Consider the following 19,051-nt stretch of genomic DNA (forward strand, 5'->3'; position numbering starts at 1 on the left):
GTCCCATAAGGTCCCAGAATCCTCCGATGGAAAGCATCCCGAACTCAGACGCTCATGGCAGTTCCCACAAGTGGCATGCCCAGCGCTTCTGTCTGCCGCTGGGGAAGATCCGTGAAGTGTTGACGGAAGCGCCCGCGGGAACAAGACTCGTGCTGGAAAGAAGGTTTCAGCAGCGAGGGGTTTGCCGTGGATTCAACAAGCGTGGACGAAAAGCTCGACGCGATAATCATCGGGTGGGGCAAGGGCGGCAAGACCCTGGCCGGCACCTTGGCCCGGGCAGGCCAGCGGGTGGCAATCATCGAGCAGTCTTCCCAGATGTACGGCGGCACCTGCATCAATATCGGTTGCGTCCCCACCAAGGCGCTGATCCCTGATGCCGAAAACCGGGACGGCAGCGGATATGACCAGCAGATTTTCGACGCGGCAGTCGATCGCCGGGACAAGCTCACCGCCAAGATGCGCGCCAAGAACTTCTCCATGCTTGACGAGCTGGACTCGGTGCTGGTGGTCAACGGCACGGCTGCATTCACCGGGCCGAAGCGCATCAAGGTCAATGCCGGTTCAGAAGAGCTGGAACTGAGCGCAGAAACGATCATCATCAACACCGGCGCCCTCCCTGCAGTCCCGGAAATCGACGGCGCGCAGATTGGCGGGCGGGTGCATGACTCCACCACCATCCAGCACGCCCCGTTGCCCAAGACCCTGGCCGTGGTGGGCGGCGGATATGTCGGCATCGAGTTCGCGTCGATGTTTGCCCAGTTCGGATCAAAGGTCACGGTGCTGGATCGCGGAAGCCGTGCACTGTCCAAGGAAGATGCGGATGTGGCCGCCGAGGTCCAGGGATGCCTGGAAGATGCGGGAGCCGAGATCATCAGCTCGGCCTCCGTGCGCTCAATCAGCCAGGACGAGCACGGTGCTACCGTCAGCTATGAACGCGAGGGCGAGGTGCATCGATTGCAGGCCGATGCGGTGCTGATCGCGCTGGGGCGCGTGCCGAATACTGCCGGCCTGGGCTTGGAAGCCGCCGGGGTTCGCACGGGTTCCCGCGGGGAAATCGTGGTGGACGAGTTCCTGGCCACCAGCGCTCCGGGCATCTATGCCGTGGGTGATGCCAATGGCGGCCAGCAGTTCACCTATATCTCGCTTGATGACCATCGGGTGCTGGTATCTCGCTTGATGACCATCGGGTGCTGGCCAACCGGCTGCTGGGCGACGGATCGCGCAGCACCAAGGGCCGGGTTGCTGTTCCGTACACCATCTTCACCACCCCGTCGCTGGCTCGCGTCGGCTTGAGCGAGGAGCAGGCTGAACAACAGGGACTGCAGGTCAGGATCGCGGTGAAGAAAGTTTCCGAGATCGCCGCCATGCCGCGCCCCAAGATGGTGGGCGACCCGCGGGGCATCATCAAGTTCGTCGTCGATGCGCGCAGCGAGAAGATCCTCGGAGCGGCGCTGATGCACGTGGACTCCCAGGAAGTGGTGAATCTGGTGGCGCTGGCCATGCGGCAGCGAATGAGTGCCGCTGAACTGCGCGACCAGATCTTCACCCATCCCTCGTCCACCGAAGCGCTGAACGAGGTGCTAGCGCAGCTCGGCTGAGGCCTGGACCTGGGCGGCGTCGATGAGCGCTGCGAGCTCGGCCCGCGGCTTGTTCGCGCCGAAGGCAGGCTGGCCAGGCTGCAGGCGCAAGCCTTCAGCCAGGGATCCTATCGGCAGCGGATCGAAGCCGAAATCGTCAACGATCCGGGCTGCCTGGTCAACGTCGGAGTCCAGATCGCCGGCCAGCGCGATGGCCTTGCGGCGCTCGGCGCCGGCCGGACGGGACTCGTCCTCGAGGTCGTGGTAGCCCATGTGGTTGAAGGCCTTGACGACCCGCGAACCTGGCAGGAACTCCTGGATCAAATTGCTGGTGGAGACCTGAGGGCCGTTCAGGTCCTCGCGGATGCCATCCGTTTCCCACCAGTAGTTCATGGCGTCGATGACCAGCTTGCCTGCGAGCTCGGCAGCCGGAATATTCCGGTACTTGCCCAGTGGCAGGGCCAGTATGGCAATGTCGGCTTCCCGCGCGGCGGTTGCCGGATCCACGGCCAGCGCGCCCGGAGTCAGGATCTCGATGGTCAGGGCAATGGCGCCGGGGTCGCCGGAGCCGGCGATGAGCACCTTGTAGCCGGCCTGCAAGGCGCGGCGGGCAAGAACCGTGCCGATCTTTCCAGCGCCGAGGATGCCGATGGTCTGCTGTGTCATTTTCTCTCCTTCAGGCAGGTCTTCGAATCCGGGTCTAGCTCTCGGAAAGCATTTCGCGTACCAGCGGGATGACCTTTTCGCCGTAGAGTTCCACGGCACGCAAGCGGGCGCCAGCTTCTACCGCGCCGCCGGAGTAGATCAAATCGAAACGGCCGATATCCAGGGACTTGAGGGTCTTGGCGATCTTGCGGGCCACGGTTTCCGGCGAGCCGACGTACAGCGAGCCTTCGCTGATCTCGTGCTCGAATTCTCCGCGGCCCATTGGGCTCCAGCCACGGGACGCGCCGATGCGGTCACGCTGTTCCTTGTAGGCGTCGAACATGTGCTCGCGGGCCAGCTCGTCGGTTTCTGCCACGAAGCCGGGGGAGTGCAGGCCCACGGGCAGGGTTGGGTGGCCGAACTGGTCGTTGGCCCGGCGGTACAGGTCGATGTAGGGTGCGAAGCGCTCGGGGGACCCGCCGATGACAGCGAGCATCATGCGCAATCCATAGTGCGCCGTGCGGATGACCGACTGCGGGGAACCGCCCACGCCCACCCAGGTGTTCAGGCGGCCGGACTCGGTCTTCGGGAATACTTCCATATCCTCCAGCGGTGCACGCTTGGTTCCCTGCCAGGTCACCGGCTTTTCGTCGAGCAGCTTGTGGAACAGGTCGATCTTCTCGTCGAAAAGCAGTTCGTAGTCAGCCATGTCATGGCCGAACAACGGGAAGGACTCGGTAAAGGAGCCGCGGCCCAGCATGACCTCGGCACGTCCGTTGGACAAGGCATCAACAGTGGCGAAGCGCTGGAAGACGCGGACCGGATCGTCGGAGGACAGCACGGTCACGCCGGATCCGAGGCGGATCCGCTCGGTCGCCGTGGCAATGCCCGCCAGAACGGTCTCGGGGCTGGAGATGGCGTATTCCGGGCGGTGGTGTTCGCCGACAGCGATCACATCGACGCCGGCCTGATCGGCCGCGATGGCTTCCTGGACCGTGGCGCGGATGCCCTGGGCATGGGTTACCAGCTTGCCTGACTTGTCGCTGGGTACGTCGCCAAAGGTGTCGAGGCCGAATTCGATGTTCTCGAAGGCGTTCATTGCGTGTTCCCCGTTTCAAATACTTGGTTGATGCATCAATTATCACCTTAATTCATTGACGTGTCAACTACTTTAGTTTGACCCTCTCCAGCTGATCTATTGAGAGCTGCAAAGGAGCCAAACTGCAACGGATTCGTGCTGGATTGGACTCGCCGCGCACGGCTACGGTGGGAACGCCATTCGTTCGAGTTTGGCGAGGAGGAATTACCATGCGAACTCAACGAACCTCCCCGGTGCCATTGGCGCTCGCTGTTGCGGTGCTCATGCTTGCGGCCGGCTGCAGCCAAGGCCCCGGCAGTGAAACGCCCGGAAGCCCGCCGCAGCCAACCAGCGCTGATACTGCTACCGCGGAGCCGCCAGCCAGCACCGGCGCCTCTACTGAGGCGCAGAGCGCGGATCCGGCGGCGAGTTCCGCGGAGCCAACCACAGCCGCCCTGACGCTGTTCTATGTTGCCGTGGGCGATGAGGGGAAGTCGGGGTCGGAGATCGGCTGCGGCGACTCGCTGGTCGCGACCGAAACGGGACCAGAGGAATTCACCAACCAAGTCGAGGCCTCGATCACCGCACTCCTGGCTGATGACGAGGAAATGCTCGGAGAATCAGTGCTGCGCAACGCCTTGGCCGGCTCCGGCCTCGACTACGTTTCATCGGCGGTGGAAGGCGATGCGGTGACCGTCGAATTGAGCGGAACCGTGAAATCCGGCGGCGCCTGCGATGATCCGCGCATTGTCGAATAGCTCCAATACACCGCGATGACCGCGCCCGGTACCGGCGAGGCCCGGATCCTTGTTAACGGAAAAGAGCTCGAAGAAGTGCTCAGCGCCAAATAATCTGCCCAAACAAAAACGGCGGCCCTGCCCAAAGAGGAGGACCGCCGCCAACTGCACTCAGTGGCCTGCCGCGGGATAGGCGCGCACCAGCGCGGAAAGCAGTTCCGGTGCCCACCAGGCCCAGTCGTGGCCGCCGGAGAACAGCTGGTACTGGATGCGCTGTGCAGCATCGCTGCCCTGCAGGGCGCCGAGGGTCTGCGCACAGGATTCGGCAATGCGCGTTTCATAGCACCCCGCCTGGATTTCCAGCTCAACGTGCGCAGCCAATGACTGCAGCTGCGCGGACACATCGGTGTGCCACAGCGAGGGGGATTGCGCCACTGCCTTGCCGAACAGTTCCGGGTAAAGCAGAACCCCCAGCATCGCGGCGAGACCGCCGAAAGACGAACCGGTGAGCAGCGTGCCGGCAGGATCGGCCCGCACGTTGAAGCCGCTGCGCGCCCAGGGCAGGAACTGCCCAGCCAGCGAGCGGGTGGTGCCCGTTGCGTGCGGCAACTCGTCGGAGCGCAGCGGAATCGACGTGGAATCCACGAACATCACGTGCACCGGCGCCAGCACTTTGGCGTTGATCGCATTGTCCAGGCTCTCGGCGAAGGACAGGTGCTTCACCCAGGTGGCCCCGTCATGCACGACCACCAGCGGGGTCGGCTCCTGCTGGGCGCCGGATTCGCTGCCTGGCGGCTGGTACATCCACACGCTGCGTTCGCGTGCGCAGTTCTCATCCTGCACAAGGTGGTGGCTCAGCCGCGGGTGCAACCCCTGCGTGCCGGCCTCGGCCGCACCCCAGCCGCCCAGCGATGGCCCACTGCGCCCCGCGGCGGGAACCGCCGGGGCCAGATGCGGGTTGGCCGTGGCCTTGGGACCGCGGAATACCGACACCGCGGCGCCGTTCATGGTGGCCGAAACCTGCGGGTTCAGCGGATCGGGGCCTCCGCCATCAGCCGCCAGCCGGATCGCGCGGCGGTCCGCTGCCTGATGCCAGGGGGCCGGGCCGTCACCGCGGTGCACGGTGATCCGGTAGGAGGCAACCCAGTCGGCAGGCACCAGCAGGGTAATGCTCCACAGGCGCTCGCCGGACTGCTCGAATTCGCTGGCCGCCAGGTCCTCATGGTCCACTAGCGCATTGGCTGACAGGATCACCGCCCGCGCCGGATCCGCGGGCTGCTCGTCGAGGAACAGGAACGTCGCATGCACCATGTCCTGGCCGCCATCGCCTGTCGTGGCGCAGCGGTCGACCAGCGGGTAGTCCAGGCTGCCCGCGGCCAGGGCCGCCGGCAGGGCGGCGATGCCTTCGGGGCTGACCCGGGAAGCGAGGAATCCGCGCGCCCGCGGGGTGGCCGCCCCGTTGCCGCGGGCTTCGACCCGCGGTGCTGCCGCGGCGTACGGGGTGCGCTCAGTGTGCATGGGCATGCTCATGTCCCGGGCGCTCGTAGTCCATCTCGTCCTTGACCCGGTCGTGATCCGAGTCCTTGCCGTAGGCCACCTCGTCCATCGATTGGTGCCAGTAGCCGATGATCAGCCGGTTGGCGCGCTCGATCCCTACGCGGGCCGCCCACTTGCGGGCGAAGCGCACCACCTGCGACTCGGCCCCGACCCACAGGTGCACGCCGGAAAAGTCTGCGTGACCGGCCGGCGGCTGCAGCCGCTGCATTGCCTCGATGAGCAGCCCGGTGCTTCCCGCCGGCGCCCCGCCGCGCGTCAGCCAGTGCACCTGCACGCCCTCGGGCTTGGCCAGCGGGTGGATGTCGTCCTCGTCCGCCACCTCGATGAACACCTGGCCGAGCTGGCCGGCGGGCATCTGCTCCAGGGTGTCGCTGATGGCAGGCAGCGCGGTCTCATCGCCGAAGAGCAGGGCGTGGCCGCCGGGCTTGAGCACCAGCCCGCCGCCGCCCAGGGCGCCGAGCACATCGCCCGGGGCGATGCGTTCCACCCAGGCGCTGGCCAGCCCCTCGTCCCCGTGGCGGACGAAGTCGATGGCCAGCCTCGAGGCCTGCTGGTCCATGAAGCGCACCGTGTAGGTGCGCACCCGCGAGCGCTGGTCGCCGGTGAAGACCCAGCGTCCGCGCTCGTCCTCGCCGGGCTGGTCCAGCGGCTGGCCCGGAGCAGGGAAGTAGATCTTGATGTTCGGCACGCACGGCGGGGCGGCCAGGTACTCGGCCACCCCGGCTCCGCAGAACACCACCCGGCGCATCCGCGGGGTGTAGTCGATGATCTCCTCGACGATCATTTCATTGGCTGGCATGGGTGCTCCTCGGGTCAGGTTCGGGTAGTCGGTCGGGTGAGCAGGTAGAGCAGGTAGAGGCCGCCGGCCAGCGAGGTGGCCAGGCCGATGGGCACCTGCGCGCGCAGCGGCAGATGCTGGGTGGCAACGTCGCAGGCCAGCAGCAGCAGCGCCCCGGTGAGCGCCGCCTGCCAGATCGGCACCGTGCGGTTGCCGATCAGCTGGCGGATGATCTGCCCGGAGGCCAGGGCCACGAAAGCGATCGGGCCGGCGGCGGCGGTGGCCGCGGCGGTCAGGCAGACGGCGGCGAAGATCGTGATCCGGCGGACCAGTTCGGCGCTGACGCCCAGCGCCTGGGCGGTGTCATCGCCCATTTCCAACAGGGTCAGGTGCCGGCCGTGCGCCATCAGCAGCGGCAGCAGCGCCAGCAGGCACAGGCCCACCAGGCCCGCGTCGGCCCAGCTGCGCCCGCCCAGCGATCCCGAAAGCCACAGGTTCGCCTGGGCGGCCAGGTCCGCGTCCCCCTTGGAGAGCAGGATGGTGTTCACCGCGCCGAGCATGGCGCCCACGCCGATGCCGATGATCACCAGGCGCTGCCCGCCGGTGGTGCGCTTGGAGAAGGACAGCGCGTACACCGCCGCGGCGGTGAGCAGCCCGCAGACCATGGCGGCCAGGCCGGTGGCCCAGGCGCCGGCGCTGAACAGCACGATCTGCGCCACGGCGCCGGTGGCGGCACCCGTGGTGAAGCCGATGATGTCAGGGCTGCCCAGCGGGTTGCGGGAGATCGACTGGAAGCAGGCGCCGGCCGCGCCCAGGGCCGCGCCCACGCCAATGGCGGTGAGCACGCGCGGGGCGCGGATCTTCTGCACCACCAGCACGTCCTTCGGCTCGCCGGAACCCAGCAGCGCGCCGAGCACCTGGCCCGGGCCCAGCATGATGGTTCCGGTGCCCATCGCCAGCAGCGCGCCGAGCGTCAGCAGCAGCGCCAGGATGCCGAGCACCAGGCGGGTGCGGGTGCGGGTGAATCGCTGTGTTGCAGGGGTTCGGGTGCTCATTTGCCCGCCTTCAGTCGTCGACGGGCCAGGTAGATGAACACCGGTGCGCCGATCAGGGCGCTCATCGCCCCGGCACCGATTTCCGCCGGGGCGGCCACCATGCGCCCGGCGATGTCGGCGATGAGCAGCACACCGGCGCCCAGCAGCATGGACAGCGGCAGGCTGCGCAGGTGCTGTGCGCCAACGAGCATCCGCGCCGCATGCGGGGCGGCCAGGCCGACAAAGCTGATCGGCCCGGCGGCCGCGGTGGCGGCCCCGGCCAGCAGCATCACCGCGAGCGAGGACAGCAGCCAGGCCCGGGTGGGATTCACGCCCAGCGCGCGGGCGCTGTCTTCGCCCAGGGCCAGCGCGTCCAGCGAACGGGACAGGCCCAGGGCGATCACCGCGCCGGCGAGCACCACCAGCGCGGCGATCGGCAGCACGTCGTAGCCGCGGCCCTGCAGCGAGCCGGTGGTCCAGGAAGCGAAGCGCTCATGGGTTTCGGTGCCGCCGCCGATGACCAGGATCTGCGTGGCGGCCATCAGCATCACCGACAGCCCGGCGCCGGCGAGCACCAGGCGCACCACGTCATTGCCCGACTGCCTGCGGCTGCCCATGAAGTAGACGATGAGGCTGGCCGCGGCCGCCCCGGCGAAGGCAAAGGACATGTAGCCGGCCGGCTGCACGACCCCGACGGTGATCGCGATGGCCACCGCGAAGGCGGCGCCGGCGTTCACGCCCAGCAGCCCGGGCTCGGCCAGCGGGTTGCGGGTCATGGACTGCATCAGCGCGCCGGCCAACCCCAGCCCGGCGCCGACCACCACGGCCAGCAGCGTGCGCGGCACGCGCAGCTCGCGCACCAGCAGGTGGTCGTTGTTCCCCGGATCGAAGCTGGCCAGGGCGGCCCAGGACTCGGCCAGCGAGATGTTCTTGGTGCCCAGTGCGCAGGAGAGCAGCCCCAGCAGCATCAGGACGGCCGAAGCCGCCAGCCAGGGCGAAACCCTGGGCCGGCGGCGGGCACTGCGTTCTTGAAGCACTGCCGGTGGCCTACTTGCCTGCGTTCAATCCCGGGAACTCGTTCTCGAAGTAGTCCAGGATGTCGTTGGAGGAGTAGTAGTCCAGGCGGAAAGAGTTGGCCAGCGGGAAGATGTTGCCGCTGGTCACCGAGGGCAGGTTGGACAGCGTCGGATCCGCGGCGAAGGACTTCGCGGTCTTGTCGTTGGCGGAGATCAGGAAGACCGAGTCGCCGGTGGCGGATTCGGACAGGCCTTCGTAGCTGGTGAAGGCGAAGTCCTCGCGCTTCTGGGCGGAGGTGTCGAACTGCGCCGGAGGCTCGATGATCTCGAAGCCCATCGCGCTGATCAGGGCCGAGTGCGGTCCGCTCTGCTTGCCCACGGGGGAATCGGCGCCCTTGTTGTAAGAGACGATCGAAGCGGTGCTGCCGGCCGGGATGGCCAGCTTCTCCTTGATCTCGGCGGCGCGCTGGTCGAATTCGCTGACGATCGATTCGGCGTTGGCTTCGGTGCCGGTGGCTTCGGCCAGCTCCTCGGCCAGCGACTTCCAGTCCTTGTCGCCGTAGTTGACCACGTAGGTCGGGGCCAGCGACTGCAGCTGCTCGAGGTTGTCCATTTCGGAGTCGGCGCCAGAGGTCGAGACCACGATCAGATCCGGATCCTGGGCCACGACGGCCTCCAGATTGAAGTTGCCCAGCTGGTAGACCGGTGACACCTCGCGCTCAACTGCGACATCGGCCCACTGGGTGAACCAGCCGTTCTCGTCGCTCTGCGGGCTGATGGCGGCGGTGGAGGAGCCGACGACCGGGGCATCCAGGGCCAGCAGGGTGCCGGTGGTGGACACCGTGGTGGAGATGATGCGTTCCGGCTTGGCCGGGATCTGAACCTCGTTGCCGGCGTCATCGGTGAGCGTGCGCGGCCAGCTGCCGGTGTCCGCGGAATCGGCGGCCGGGGAGCCGTCTGCTGCGGCAGTTCCGTTTGCGGCGCAGGCGCCAAGCGAAAGGGTGAGGGCCGCTGCAGCGGCCAGGGATGCGAATTTGCGAGCGGATGAACGCATGGGGGGTTGCTCCTCGGTGGGTATCCGCGCCGAAGGCGGCGCGGTGGAGTTCAGGGGTGACGGTCTCCCACCTTAGCCGGGGTTAATTTAGGCTCACCTTGCCCCTATGGTTCCAACCGAGCATTATCTGCCGGAATTTCCGGGATTTCCAGCGGGTTCCGGTGGTGGATCGAGAAGGCTAAGATGTCGTTAAGTGATCAAAAAATGTCCGTTGGGAGGGTGTAGTCTGCCGGCTTGGGACGGCGTCCGCGGGTCTTAGCGTAGGCGCGGGAGAAGTTCCCGGCGTCGCTGAATCCGAGCTGGAGGGCGACCATCGGCACCGGGAATCCTGCATTCAGCAAGGCTTCGGCATGCTGGAAGCGGGAGGCCTGGCGCCAGGAGCGCAGGCTCATGCCGGTCTCGGCGCTCCAGCGCCGCTGCAGCTGGCGCAGGCTCAGGCCATGCTGCGCGGCGGCAGCGGACGCCGGCAGCTTGCCCCGGGTATCGGCGGCCAGGGTGCCGGCCAGCGAACGCATTTCGGCAGAGTGCGGCCAGGGCAATCCGGGATAATTCGGCACCAGCTGCAGCAGCTTCACGGTGTCGAGCGGGTCGAAGTGGACCGGACGCAGCAGCGTGATGTGCGAAACCGCGCGGTGCAGCATGGCCTGGAAGAACTCGACCGGCAGCTGGCAGGGCATCCGGTGCTGCTGCCCGGACGGCAGAGAACCGGCTGGCAGGGACAGCGGGATCAGCAGCGAGCCCTGCTCGATCTGCAGGCGCAGGGACTGCCCGGCAGGGACCAGCATGAATTGCCCGCCCTGCAGCTGCTGGGTGCGTTCGCGTCCGGTGCCTTCCCCATGGGCCAGCTGGCAAATGCTGGCTCGTCCGCGCACCGCCCAGAGCACCAGATCCTGGTTGGCAAGGTTCATCCAGCGGGTGGTCAAGGCCGGAGGCTGGCTGGCGCTGTGCGGAAGCACACGGTCCAACGCGCCGAGCCGTGCCTGCTGGCGCCATTGCCGGAAATTCAGTCCGGTTTCGGCGAGGAATGCGCGGCGCAAGGTCCGTTCGGACACGGCGAACTTCCGCGCATAATCGGCCAAGTGCAGCGTGCCGTGCGGATGGGCCAGCAGGTGGGCGACTACCTTCCGGGCTGCGCTGTGCCGTGGCATGGCCAGCGGAACGGGCCGGGTGGAGGAGGGGGAGGCGACGGCGAAATGCGCCAGCGTATCGAGCACCCGCTGCGCACTGGCCTGGCCCTGGTGCACGGGCGAGAGGGTCAGTAGCATCAGGTGGAACATCCACTGCGATTGGGCCGGCGGCACGTTGATCAGCCGCCACCCGTCGCCCAGCCTGTGGTTGGACGTTGTCCTGACCATGATCGACAAGGCCAGGGAGTGGGCATCATGCTCCACCTTGTGCGCAATGAACCGCGGGATCCACAGCGCTTGGCCGGCCTGCAGCAGCTGCACCGTTTCCTCGAAATGCACGCGCGCCGTCCCGTTGCTGACCCAGACCACGATGCTGTAGGTCAGATTGCATTTCCAGTTCACCACCACTGGCTGCAGGGCCGCGGCGGGCAGCCCGTCGGGTTCAGCCATGGTCAGATCCTTTGGAAGCCGGGAACGGGAACTGTGGTGTTCCCAGATTATCGTTTCCGAGGTGCGGCGCGCGCGGGGACAGCCTGGGTGCAGATGGACAACGGCGGCCCTCCTCGATGAGGAGAGCCGCCGTTGACAGGTTGGCTGGAGCCTAGCCGAAGTACTTCTTCATGGTGCCTTCGGAAGCTTCACGCAGCTCATCCACCGAAACGGTGAACTCGCCCTGGACTTCCAGGACGCCGGACTGCGCATCGACAATGCCCATGCGGGCCACGGTTACACCGCGGGCACTGGTCATGTCGTTGAAGCGGACCTCTTCGCTGCGTGGAACGGCAACCAAGGCGCGTGCCTGGGACTCCGAGAACAGCGCGGTGAAGGAATCGATGCCGTCACGCTGCTTGATCTCGTCCAGGGCCACGCGAGCGCCAACGCCGTAGCGCAGGACCATCTCGGACAGCGCTGCAAGCAGGCCGCCCTCGGACAGGTCGTGCGCGGCGTCGATCATGCCGTCGCGGCTGGCGTTGATCAGGATTGCGCCCAGTGCCTTCTCGGCAGCCAGGTCGACCTTTGGCGGCAGGCCGCCGAGGTGGCCGCGCAGGTTGGCGAACTCCGAGCCGTCCAGTTCATCGGCGGTGGTGCCGATCAGGTAGATGGCCTGGCCGTCGGCCTCTTCGCGCCAGCCCGAAGGGGTGCGGCGAGCGACGTCGTCGAACTTGCCCAGGGTCGCAACCACAGGGGTTGGGTGGATGGCCTTGTCGCCGGTCTGGTTGTACAGCGAGACATTGCCGCCGGTGACCGGGACGCCGAGCTCCATGCACGCATCGGACAGGCCGCGGATGCCCTCGGCCAGCTGCCACATGACATCCGGGTCCTCTGGGGAGCCGTAGTTCAGGCAGTCCGAAACAGCGGCAGGGATCGCACCGGAGGTGGCGACGTTGCGGTAGGACTCAGCCAGCGCCAGCTGGGCGCCGGCGTACGGGTCCAGGTAGGTGTAGCGGCCGTTGGCATCGGTGGCGATGGCCACGCCGAGTCCGGTGGACTCGTCGATGCGGACCACGCCGGCATCGTCCGGGGCGGCCAGCGCGGTGTTGCCGCCGACGTAGCGGTCGTACTGGCTGGTGATCCAGGACTTGTCGCACATGTTCGGGCTGGCGATCAGCTCCAGGGCGGCGGCCTTCAGCTCTTCGCCGGTAGCTGGCAGGTTGGCGCCGGCTTCCGAGGACTTGAAGGTGTCAGCCTGCAGCGCATCCTGCCACTGCGGGCGGGCATACGGGCGGTCGTAGACCGGGCCGTCGTGGGCGACGGTCTTCGGGTCCACGTCCACGATGACTTCGCCATTCCAGGTGATGATCAGCCGATCGGTGTCGGTGACCTCGCCCAGCCAGGAGTACTCCACGTTCCACTTGGCCATGACGGCCTCGAACGCTTCGATGTTCTGCGGGGTGACTACGGCCATCATGCGTTCCTGGGACTCCGACATCAGGATTTCGCCCGGGGTCAGGGTGGAGTCGCGCAGCAGCACGTTGGTCAGCTCGACCTGCATGCCGCCTTCGCCGTTGGAGGCCAGTTCGCTGGTGGCGCAGGAGATGCCCGCAGCGCCCAGGTCCTGGATGCCCTCGACCAGCGAGGCCTTGAACAGCTCCAGGCAGCACTCGATGAGCACCTTCTCGGCGAACGGGTCGCCTACCTGGACCGCCGGGCGCTTGGATGGCTTGGTGTCGTCGAAGGACTCCGAGGCCAGCACCGACGCGCCGCCGATGCCATCGCCACCGGTGCGCGCACCGAAGAGCACGACCTTGTTGCCCACGCCCGAGGCGTTGGCCAGGCGCAGATCCTCGTGGCGCAGTGCGCCCACGGCCAGTGCGTTGACCAGCGGGTTGCCCTGGTAGATCGGGTCGAAGACGGTTTCGCCGCCGATGTTCGGCAGGCCCAGCGAGTTGCCGTAGCCGCCGATGCCCGAGACCACGCCGTGCACGACGCGTTGCGAGTCCTCGTGGTCGATCGCGCCGAAACGCAGCGGATCCATCACGGCGATCGGGCGGGCGCCCATGGAGATGATGTCGCGCACGATGCCGCCGATGCCGGTAGCGGCACCCTGGTACGGCTCGACGTAGGAAGGCGAGTTGTGGGACTCGATCTTGAAGGTCACGGCCCAGCCGTCGCCCAGGTCGGTGACACCGGCGTTTTCGCCCATGCCGACCATCAGGTCCTTCTTCATTTCCGGGGTGACCTTCTGGCCGAACTGGCGCAGGTGGTTCTTGGTGGACTTGTACGAGCAGTGCTCGGACCACATGACCGAGTACATGGCCAATTCAGCGGCGGTCGGACGACGGCCCAGGATCTTCACGATCTCGGCGAACTCGTTGTCCTTCAGGCCCAGCTCTGCCCATGGCAGTTCTACATCCGGGGTGCCCGCTGCGTTATCGACGGTGTCGATATTGAATTCCTTAGTGGCTTCCTGGCTCACTTTTTGCCTCCAACAAGGTGGGTCAGAACGCTGGTGAAGAATGCCAGCCCGTCGGTGCCGCGGTGGTCCGGGCCGAAGCCGGCCTCAATGGCGTGCTCCGGGTGCGGCATCAGGCCGACAACGTTGCCGGCCTTGTTGCTCACGCCGGCGATCGAGCGGCGCGAGCCGTTCGGGTTCCAGCCCACGTAGGAGAACGCGATGCGGTTTTCAGCTTCGAGCTCGTCCAGGACCTTCTCGTCGGCCACGTACTGGCCATCCTGGTTCTTCAGCACGATGGTGATTTCCTGGCCTGCTTCGAAGCCGTTGGTCCATGCGGTCTGGTTGTTCTCCACGCGCAGCAGCTGATCGCGGCAGATGAACTTCAAGTGGTCGTTCTTGATCATCGATCCGGGCAGCAGGTGCGACTCGGTGAGGATCTGGAAACCGTTGCAGATGCCCAGCACGGGCAGCTTGGCATCGGAGTTCGCGGCATCTGCGATCTTCGCCATCATCGGTGCGAAGCGGGAGATCGCGCCGGCGCGCAGGTAGTCGCCGTAGGAGAAGCCGCCGGGGATCACCACGGCGTCGACATCCTGCAGGTCGGTATCGGCGTGCCACAGGGACACCGCTTCGGCACCGGCTGCGCGCACGGCGCGAGCGGCGTCGCGGTCATCGAGGGTGCCCGGGAAGGTCACCACGCCGATGCGCGCTCCGGAAAGTTCAGTGCTTGGCGTTGAATAGTCGCCAATCAGGGGAAGTTCGGCACTCATTAGTCTTCGAATACCTCGACGTTGACGACATCTTCGATCACCGGGTTGGAAAGCAGGGTTTCTGCAGCCTCGCGAGCCTGGGCGAGGATTTCTTCGGTCACCTCGCCGTCCACGGACAGTTCAAAGCGCTTGCCCTGGCGGACAGCTTCGAAGGAGGTGAAGCCTAGGCGGGGAAGAGCTCCCGCGATGGCCTTGCCCTGAGGGTCAAGGATTTCTGGCTTGAGCATGACATCTACAACGATGCGGGGCATCCGGCATATCTCCTGTTGGCGAGGTTAAGTTAAATGCCACACGGAGATGCCGTCTCACACCAGGGGGATTTGGCGCTCCGCGAGCTTGCCTTCATAGTCTACCCGTGAATGTGATGGGGAAAACGTCCCTGTGCGCGATAGCACCGATATCCTGCGGTTTAAGTCATGTGATCTTAGGCTCACGGGTTGTCGAAGCGCGCTCGACGCGTATGCTGAAACTGTGAAAAATGCTAGTCAAACCGTCTGCGCCTGCCGAGTCCTGGACGCTGCGAAGCTGTCCTACGAGAACTGCTGCAAGCCCTTGCATGACGGAAGGGAAGACGGCTCCTTGCTGCCGCAGACCGCGGAGCAGCTGATGCGCTCACGCTACAGCGCCTTCGTGCTGGGGCTGTCGCAGTATTTGCTGGCGACCTGGCATGAGAGCACGAGGCCCAAGGAACTGGACGTGGATTCGCAGATGCGCTGGACCGGCTTGGAGATCATTTCAACCCGTGCTGGCGGCGCGGCGGCCTCCCGCGGGGTGGTGGAATTCGCTGCGTACTATCGCGACGGCCGGCATGAAGCGCAGCAGCATGAGGTCAGCACCTTCGTGAAGCAGGACGGCGCCTGGTTCTACCTCGACGCCCTCTAGGATTCAGCGCTTGGCTGCAGCCTGCAGCATGGTCAGCATCTGGCTCTGCTGGCGTTCACGCGCTAGCTTGAATGCATCAGAACCGGAGTGGTCCTCCAAATGCGGGTCCGCCCCGTTGATAATCAGCAAACGCGCGATGGTGATGGCATTGGCGGTGCCCTGGCCCAGGACAATGGTTTCGTGCAGGGCCGTCCAGCCCAGGTCATTAACCTGGTCTACCGGGATATCGGTGCGGAGCAACTGGCGCACGGCCTGAACCCGGCCATTCTCGCTGGCGACGGTCAAAGCGGTCCCGCCCATGCGATTCACCGCCGTGAGGTCGGCCCCGCCGTCAATGAGAAGCTTCAGCGTTTCAACCTGGCCATTGGCGCTCGCGCGCAGGAACGGCGACTCGTAGAAGTCGTCCTTCTTGTCGGGATCCGAGCCTGCTTCGAAGAGGGTCTTGGCGATGGCAGGGTTCTTGTTGATGACTGCACGCATCAGCGCGGTGCGACCGGCCTCGTCCTGCGCGTCGAGGTCAGCTCCATCCTTGAGCGCCGCCTTGACGTCCTTCAGCTTGCCTCGATTCACTGCAGCGAACAGCTGCGTGGTGGCCTTGGACATTTCGGCCGCTGAACTGGGAAGCGCCTTGATGGAGGCACCAGTGTTGGCACCCGAGGCCAGGGGCGACAGCGATGTCTTGGAGCTTTCGGGCTTGGCCGGAGTGCCGGCGGGCTGCTTGGCTGAATTGCTCGGAGTCGTGGTGGGAGCAGTGGCATTGTTCCCGGTTGGAGCCGGAAGCGGGACGCTGGAGCTTGCTGCGGCCTTGCTCGGAGCGGGCAGGGATTTTTCGGTGGCACTGCTGGAAGACGGGGCGGGAACCGGGGTGGAAGAAACTTCATGAGCCTGGGGTGAAGAAGCGGCGCAACTCGTGCAGGCGCCGATCACGGCAGCAAGGGGGAGTGCAAGCAATGCAATGCCACGGCGATGCGTGGATAGCCCGGTATGAAGTGCCATCTGTCCTTTCGCGGTTAAACAACCCTTCCCCGTATGGCTTTCGCATCATGCAGGGATTCTGCTCAGTAACTTTTGATCAATTGCGAGCTTAGCGGCCAAAGCTGAAAATTTGCGGTCAATCAGCGCCAAGATTTCTCTGTGCTCGGTGCCGGCCGATCTTCGCTAAAATCATAAGCACCATGGAATGCCTTTACTTTTCTGCCTCCCGTTGCCGCTCATGCACCTTGATGACGGTGCCTTACGCCCAGCAACTGCAATCTAAGGTAGCGGATTGCCAGCAGCTGCTGGCCGGCTTCCCAGGCCTGGAATTCCTTCCGCCCCAAGCCAGTAGCGAACAGGGCTTCCGCAACAAAGCCAAAATGGTCATTTCCGGAACCACCGGCCAGCCGACCATCGGCATCCTGGATGCCGACGGCCACGGTGTCGATCTGCGCAACTGCGGAGTCATCGCAGCACCGCTACGTGCCGTATTCCCGGTCATCGAGCAGTTCATTCATGATCTGAAGCTCATTCCCTACGACGTTCCCAAGCGCAAGGGCGAACTCAAGCATGTGATTCTCACCCTGTCGGATACCGGTTCGGTGATGGTCCGTTGGGTATTGCGCACCAAGAAGCATTTTGTGGCACTGCGTGATTCGCTGCCGCAATTCCTTGAGCAGCTTCCACGCCACAGCGTGGTGTCGGTGAACTTCTTGCCTGAGCACAAGGCAGTGCTGGAAGGCGAAGAAGAAATCATTCTTACCCGCCGAACCACCTTGGAATTCGGGCTGAACGGCGTACCGATGCACCTGCGCCCCCAGGGCTTCTTCCAGACCAACAGCGAGATCGCTGCCGCCTTGTACCGGCAGGCCCGCCAATGGATCAACGATGCCAACCCCGAAAGCGTTTGGGATCTGTACAGCGGGGTGGGTGGTTTCGCACTGCATTGCGCTACCGAGGACCGTACCGTGTACGGCATCGAGACCAGCGGGGAAGCCGTTGAATCGGCAAAGACCAGCGCCAAGACCATGGAGCTGGATGACATCCATTTCAGGGTCCAAGACGCAACCGAATTCGCGCTGGGTGCCGGCTGGGCGCCAGAGGCGGTAATCGTGAATCCTCCGCGCCGCGGTATCTCCGCAGAGCTATCGAAGTGGCTGAACGAGTCCGATGTCCAGCACATCATTTACTCCAGCTGCAACGCGAAGTCACTGGCCAGGGACCTGGAGCGTTTGGAGAACTACGCTCCGCAGCAGGCTCGCGTCATGGACATGTTCCCGCAGACCAGCCACTACGAAGTCATCGTGAAGCTGGAGCGCAAGGCCGCCTAGCGATCCAGGGTTGCGGTGCGTCGGTCAAGGCGGCCGACAATCTCGTCAACGATGTGCGGGTCGATATTCGGTTCGCGGCGGGCCTTGAGCAGCTCGTCGCGGGCGGCTTCCAGGGCGATGGCCTGGATCGAATCGGCCTTGGCGATCACCGCGCGAATCTGCGTGTACTTTTCGTCCGAGATCGCATCGTGCGGATCCGGGTCCTTGGCCAGGATGGTATGCAGCGAGTTCATGCGCCGGCGCACTGCCTGCTGGTAATTCTCCGGCAGCTCTTCGAGCTGCACGTTCTTGCGCAGCGCCGCCAGTGCGACAGCCTCGGCGCGACGGGCCAGGGCCCGGCGGGCACGCTTGGCATCTTGCTCGTTGTTGCGCAGCTTCAGCACGCGCATCAGCGCTGGCAAGGTCAGGCCCGGGAGCACCAAAGTGCACAGCAAGACGGAGCAAGCGGCGACCACCACGAAGTTGCGTCCCTCGATGGCCGATCCATCCGCTGCGACCTTGGGCAGTGCCAGGGCCAAGGCCAAAGTCGCCAGCCCGCGCATGCCGCACCAAGTGAGCACCAGCGCATCCTTGCGCGCAGGAATCTTGGGCTTGCTGCGGTTGGGCAGGTAGTAGGTCGCCAGCATCCACAGCGCACGCACTGCGATGACCACGAAGCAGATCGCGGCGATGCCCGGGATGAAGCCGATCAGGTTGCTGCCTTCCTCCTGGATCACCTGGTTCATCTCGATGCCCATCAAGCCGAAAGCCAGGCCGGTGGCCAGCAGCTCGAGCACTTCCCAGAAGGATTGCCGGGTTAGGCGTTCGGCAGAGTCCTGGGGGCGGTCCCGCCGCACCATTTCAAGGGCCGTCACCACCACTGCGATGACCCCTGAAATATGCAGCTCCTCCGCAATCATGTAGACCGCATAAGGTGCCACCAAGGTGGCCGCGCAACGCGCTGCCAGGTTGGGAACGAAACGGTTCAAGGCGCCGATGGCCCAGCCCATGGCCAGACCCAGGACTACCGCCCCTGCGGCACCGAGCAGGAACTGCGGAATGATTTCGAGTCCGACTTCCGAGCCATTCAGGGTTGCCTGGACGGCCAGCTGGAAGATCACGATGGCCATTGCGTCGTTGAACAGGCCCTCGGTTTCCAGCAGGGACGTCAGGCGCCGCGGCATTTTCACCTTGGTGGCAATCGCATCCACCGCGACCGGGTCAGGCGGGGCCACTACTGCGCCCAACGCCAATGCCAGCGGAATGGAAGCGATGGGGGAGAAGGCCAGCGCGGTAGCGGCCACGGTGCCTGCTGTCACCACGATGAGCACCACGGCCAGCCGGATCAGGGCCTTCCAGCGGAAGCGGAACACCGACCAACTGCTGCGCTGGGCCGTAGCGAAAAGCAAAGGCGGCAAGAAGATCGGCAGGATCAGCTCGGGCTCAATATGCATTTCGGGCATGAACGGCAAGAAACCTGCCAGCGTCGCGAAAATCAGCATCAAGATCGGGTAGGGCAATTTAATGCGTTCCCCGATGCCGACAATCAAGATCGTGGCGAATAGCAGCGCGATAACCAGCAGGAAAAACTCCATAGTCTTACTATTCTAGTTTC

18 protein-coding genes are annotated in these 19,051 nt (G+C 65.3%); 5 read left to right on the forward strand and 13 right to left on the reverse strand.

Translation table 11 applies throughout. The annotated features are described in order from the left end of the window. Positions 1 to 186: 186 nt before the first annotated feature. Positions 187 to 1,293, forward strand: coding sequence for an FAD-dependent oxidoreductase (locus tag ACIOJF_RS13605; protein ID WP_402741743.1), 1,107 nt, complete (start codon positions 187 to 189; stop codon positions 1,291 to 1,293). Continuing rightward, complete coding sequence (locus ACIOJF_RS13610) at positions 1,290 to 1,598, forward strand: hypothetical protein (RefSeq protein ID WP_402741744.1); 309 nt, start codon at positions 1,290 to 1,292, stop codon at positions 1,596 to 1,598. Before ACIOJF_RS13605 ends, ACIOJF_RS13610 begins: the two co-directional genes overlap by 4 nt. Here ACIOJF_RS13610 and ACIOJF_RS13615 read toward each other — a convergent pair. Further along, positions 1,581 to 2,261 (reverse strand): NADPH-dependent F420 reductase, encoded by a 681-nt coding sequence (locus tag ACIOJF_RS13615; protein ID WP_402473753.1) that lies wholly within the window; start codon positions 2,259 to 2,261, stop codon positions 1,581 to 1,583. The two genes, ACIOJF_RS13610 and ACIOJF_RS13615, sit on opposite strands and share 18 nt — an antisense overlap. Positions 2,262 to 2,277: 16 nt before the next feature. Then, positions 2,278 to 3,321, reverse strand: coding sequence for an LLM class flavin-dependent oxidoreductase (locus tag ACIOJF_RS13620; protein ID WP_402741745.1), 1,044 nt, complete (start codon positions 3,319 to 3,321; stop codon positions 2,278 to 2,280). A gap of 209 nt (positions 3,322 to 3,530) precedes the next feature. On the opposite strand from ACIOJF_RS13620, the gene ACIOJF_RS13625 reads away from it, so the two are divergent. After that, positions 3,531 to 4,058 carry a hypothetical protein gene (locus ACIOJF_RS13625; protein WP_402735272.1) on the forward strand — a complete coding sequence of 176 codons (528 nt, stop codon included), beginning with the start codon at positions 3,531 to 3,533 and terminating at the stop codon, positions 4,056 to 4,058. Between the two features lie 150 nt (positions 4,059 to 4,208). On the opposite strand, the gene ACIOJF_RS13630 is transcribed toward ACIOJF_RS13625, so the two are convergent. The 9 genes from ACIOJF_RS13630 to purS form a co-directional block, all read right to left on the reverse strand. Then, positions 4,209 to 5,561 (reverse strand): enterochelin esterase domain-containing protein, encoded by a 1,353-nt coding sequence (locus tag ACIOJF_RS13630; RefSeq protein ID WP_402741746.1) that lies wholly within the window; start codon positions 5,559 to 5,561, stop codon positions 4,209 to 4,211. Beyond that, positions 5,545 to 6,393 carry a siderophore-interacting protein gene (locus tag ACIOJF_RS13635; protein ID WP_402741747.1) on the reverse strand — a complete coding sequence of 283 codons (849 nt, stop codon included), beginning with the start codon at positions 6,391 to 6,393 and terminating at the stop codon, positions 5,545 to 5,547. Before ACIOJF_RS13635 ends, ACIOJF_RS13630 begins: the two co-directional genes overlap by 17 nt. Before the next feature lie 14 nt (positions 6,394 to 6,407). Beyond that, positions 6,408 to 7,427 carry a FecCD family ABC transporter permease gene (locus ACIOJF_RS13640; protein WP_402735275.1) on the reverse strand — a complete coding sequence of 340 codons (1,020 nt, stop codon included), beginning with the start codon at positions 7,425 to 7,427 and terminating at the stop codon, positions 6,408 to 6,410. Then, positions 7,424 to 8,443 (reverse strand): FecCD family ABC transporter permease, encoded by a 1,020-nt coding sequence (locus ACIOJF_RS13645; protein ID WP_400291153.1) that lies wholly within the window; start codon positions 8,441 to 8,443, stop codon positions 7,424 to 7,426. Before ACIOJF_RS13645 ends, ACIOJF_RS13640 begins: the two co-directional genes overlap by 4 nt. Positions 8,444 to 8,453: 10 nt before the next feature. Further along, complete coding sequence (gene fepB / locus ACIOJF_RS13650; RefSeq protein WP_402741748.1) at positions 8,454 to 9,476, reverse strand: Fe2+-enterobactin ABC transporter substrate-binding protein; 1,023 nt, start codon at positions 9,474 to 9,476, stop codon at positions 8,454 to 8,456. Between the two features lie 197 nt (positions 9,477 to 9,673). Continuing rightward, a complete protein-coding gene (locus tag ACIOJF_RS13655) occupies positions 9,674 to 11,053 on the reverse strand; it encodes a helix-turn-helix domain-containing protein (protein ID WP_402741749.1) in 1,380 nt (459 codons plus the stop codon). A gap of 151 nt (positions 11,054 to 11,204) precedes the next feature. Further along, complete coding sequence (gene purL / locus ACIOJF_RS13660) at positions 11,205 to 13,520, reverse strand: phosphoribosylformylglycinamidine synthase subunit PurL (protein WP_400291159.1); 2,316 nt, start codon at positions 13,518 to 13,520, stop codon at positions 11,205 to 11,207. Beyond that, positions 13,517 to 14,269 carry a phosphoribosylformylglycinamidine synthase subunit PurQ gene (gene purQ, locus ACIOJF_RS13665; RefSeq protein ID WP_102598680.1) on the reverse strand — a complete coding sequence of 251 codons (753 nt, stop codon included), beginning with the start codon at positions 14,267 to 14,269 and terminating at the stop codon, positions 13,517 to 13,519. The genes purL and purQ overlap by 4 nt, the downstream gene beginning before the upstream one ends. After that, complete coding sequence (gene purS, locus ACIOJF_RS13670; protein WP_102598679.1) at positions 14,269 to 14,520, reverse strand: phosphoribosylformylglycinamidine synthase subunit PurS; 252 nt, start codon at positions 14,518 to 14,520, stop codon at positions 14,269 to 14,271. The genes purQ and purS overlap by 1 nt, the downstream gene beginning before the upstream one ends. Before the next feature lie 220 nt (positions 14,521 to 14,740). Here purS and ACIOJF_RS13675 point away from each other — a divergent pair, with 220 nt between their 5' ends. Then, entirely contained in the window at positions 14,741 to 15,151 is a 411-nt protein-coding gene (locus ACIOJF_RS13675; protein ID WP_402473694.1) for a YchJ family protein, read from the forward strand. Positions 15,152 to 15,154: 3 nt separating this feature from the next. Here ACIOJF_RS13675 and ACIOJF_RS13680 read toward each other — a convergent pair whose 3' ends face one another. Beyond that, positions 15,155 to 16,147 carry an ankyrin repeat domain-containing protein gene (locus tag ACIOJF_RS13680; protein ID WP_388024565.1) on the reverse strand — a complete coding sequence of 331 codons (993 nt, stop codon included), beginning with the start codon at positions 16,145 to 16,147 and terminating at the stop codon, positions 15,155 to 15,157. Positions 16,148 to 16,326: 179 nt separating this feature from the next. Here ACIOJF_RS13680 and ACIOJF_RS13685 point away from each other — a divergent pair, with 179 nt between their 5' ends. Beyond that, a complete protein-coding gene (locus ACIOJF_RS13685; RefSeq protein ID WP_105657980.1) occupies positions 16,327 to 17,457 on the forward strand; it encodes a methyltransferase domain-containing protein in 1,131 nt (376 codons plus the stop codon). Here the strand turns inward: ACIOJF_RS13685 and ACIOJF_RS13690 are convergent. After that, positions 17,454 to 19,031 (reverse strand): sodium:proton antiporter, encoded by a 1,578-nt coding sequence (locus ACIOJF_RS13690; protein WP_105657981.1) that lies wholly within the window; start codon positions 19,029 to 19,031, stop codon positions 17,454 to 17,456. The genes ACIOJF_RS13685 and ACIOJF_RS13690 overlap by 4 nt on opposite strands. Between the last annotated feature and the right edge of the window lie 20 nt (positions 19,032 to 19,051).

It is taken from the genome of Glutamicibacter sp. NPDC087831 (genome assembly GCF_044742845.1).
Taxonomy (GTDB): Bacteria; Actinomycetota; Actinomycetes; order Actinomycetales; family Micrococcaceae; genus Glutamicibacter.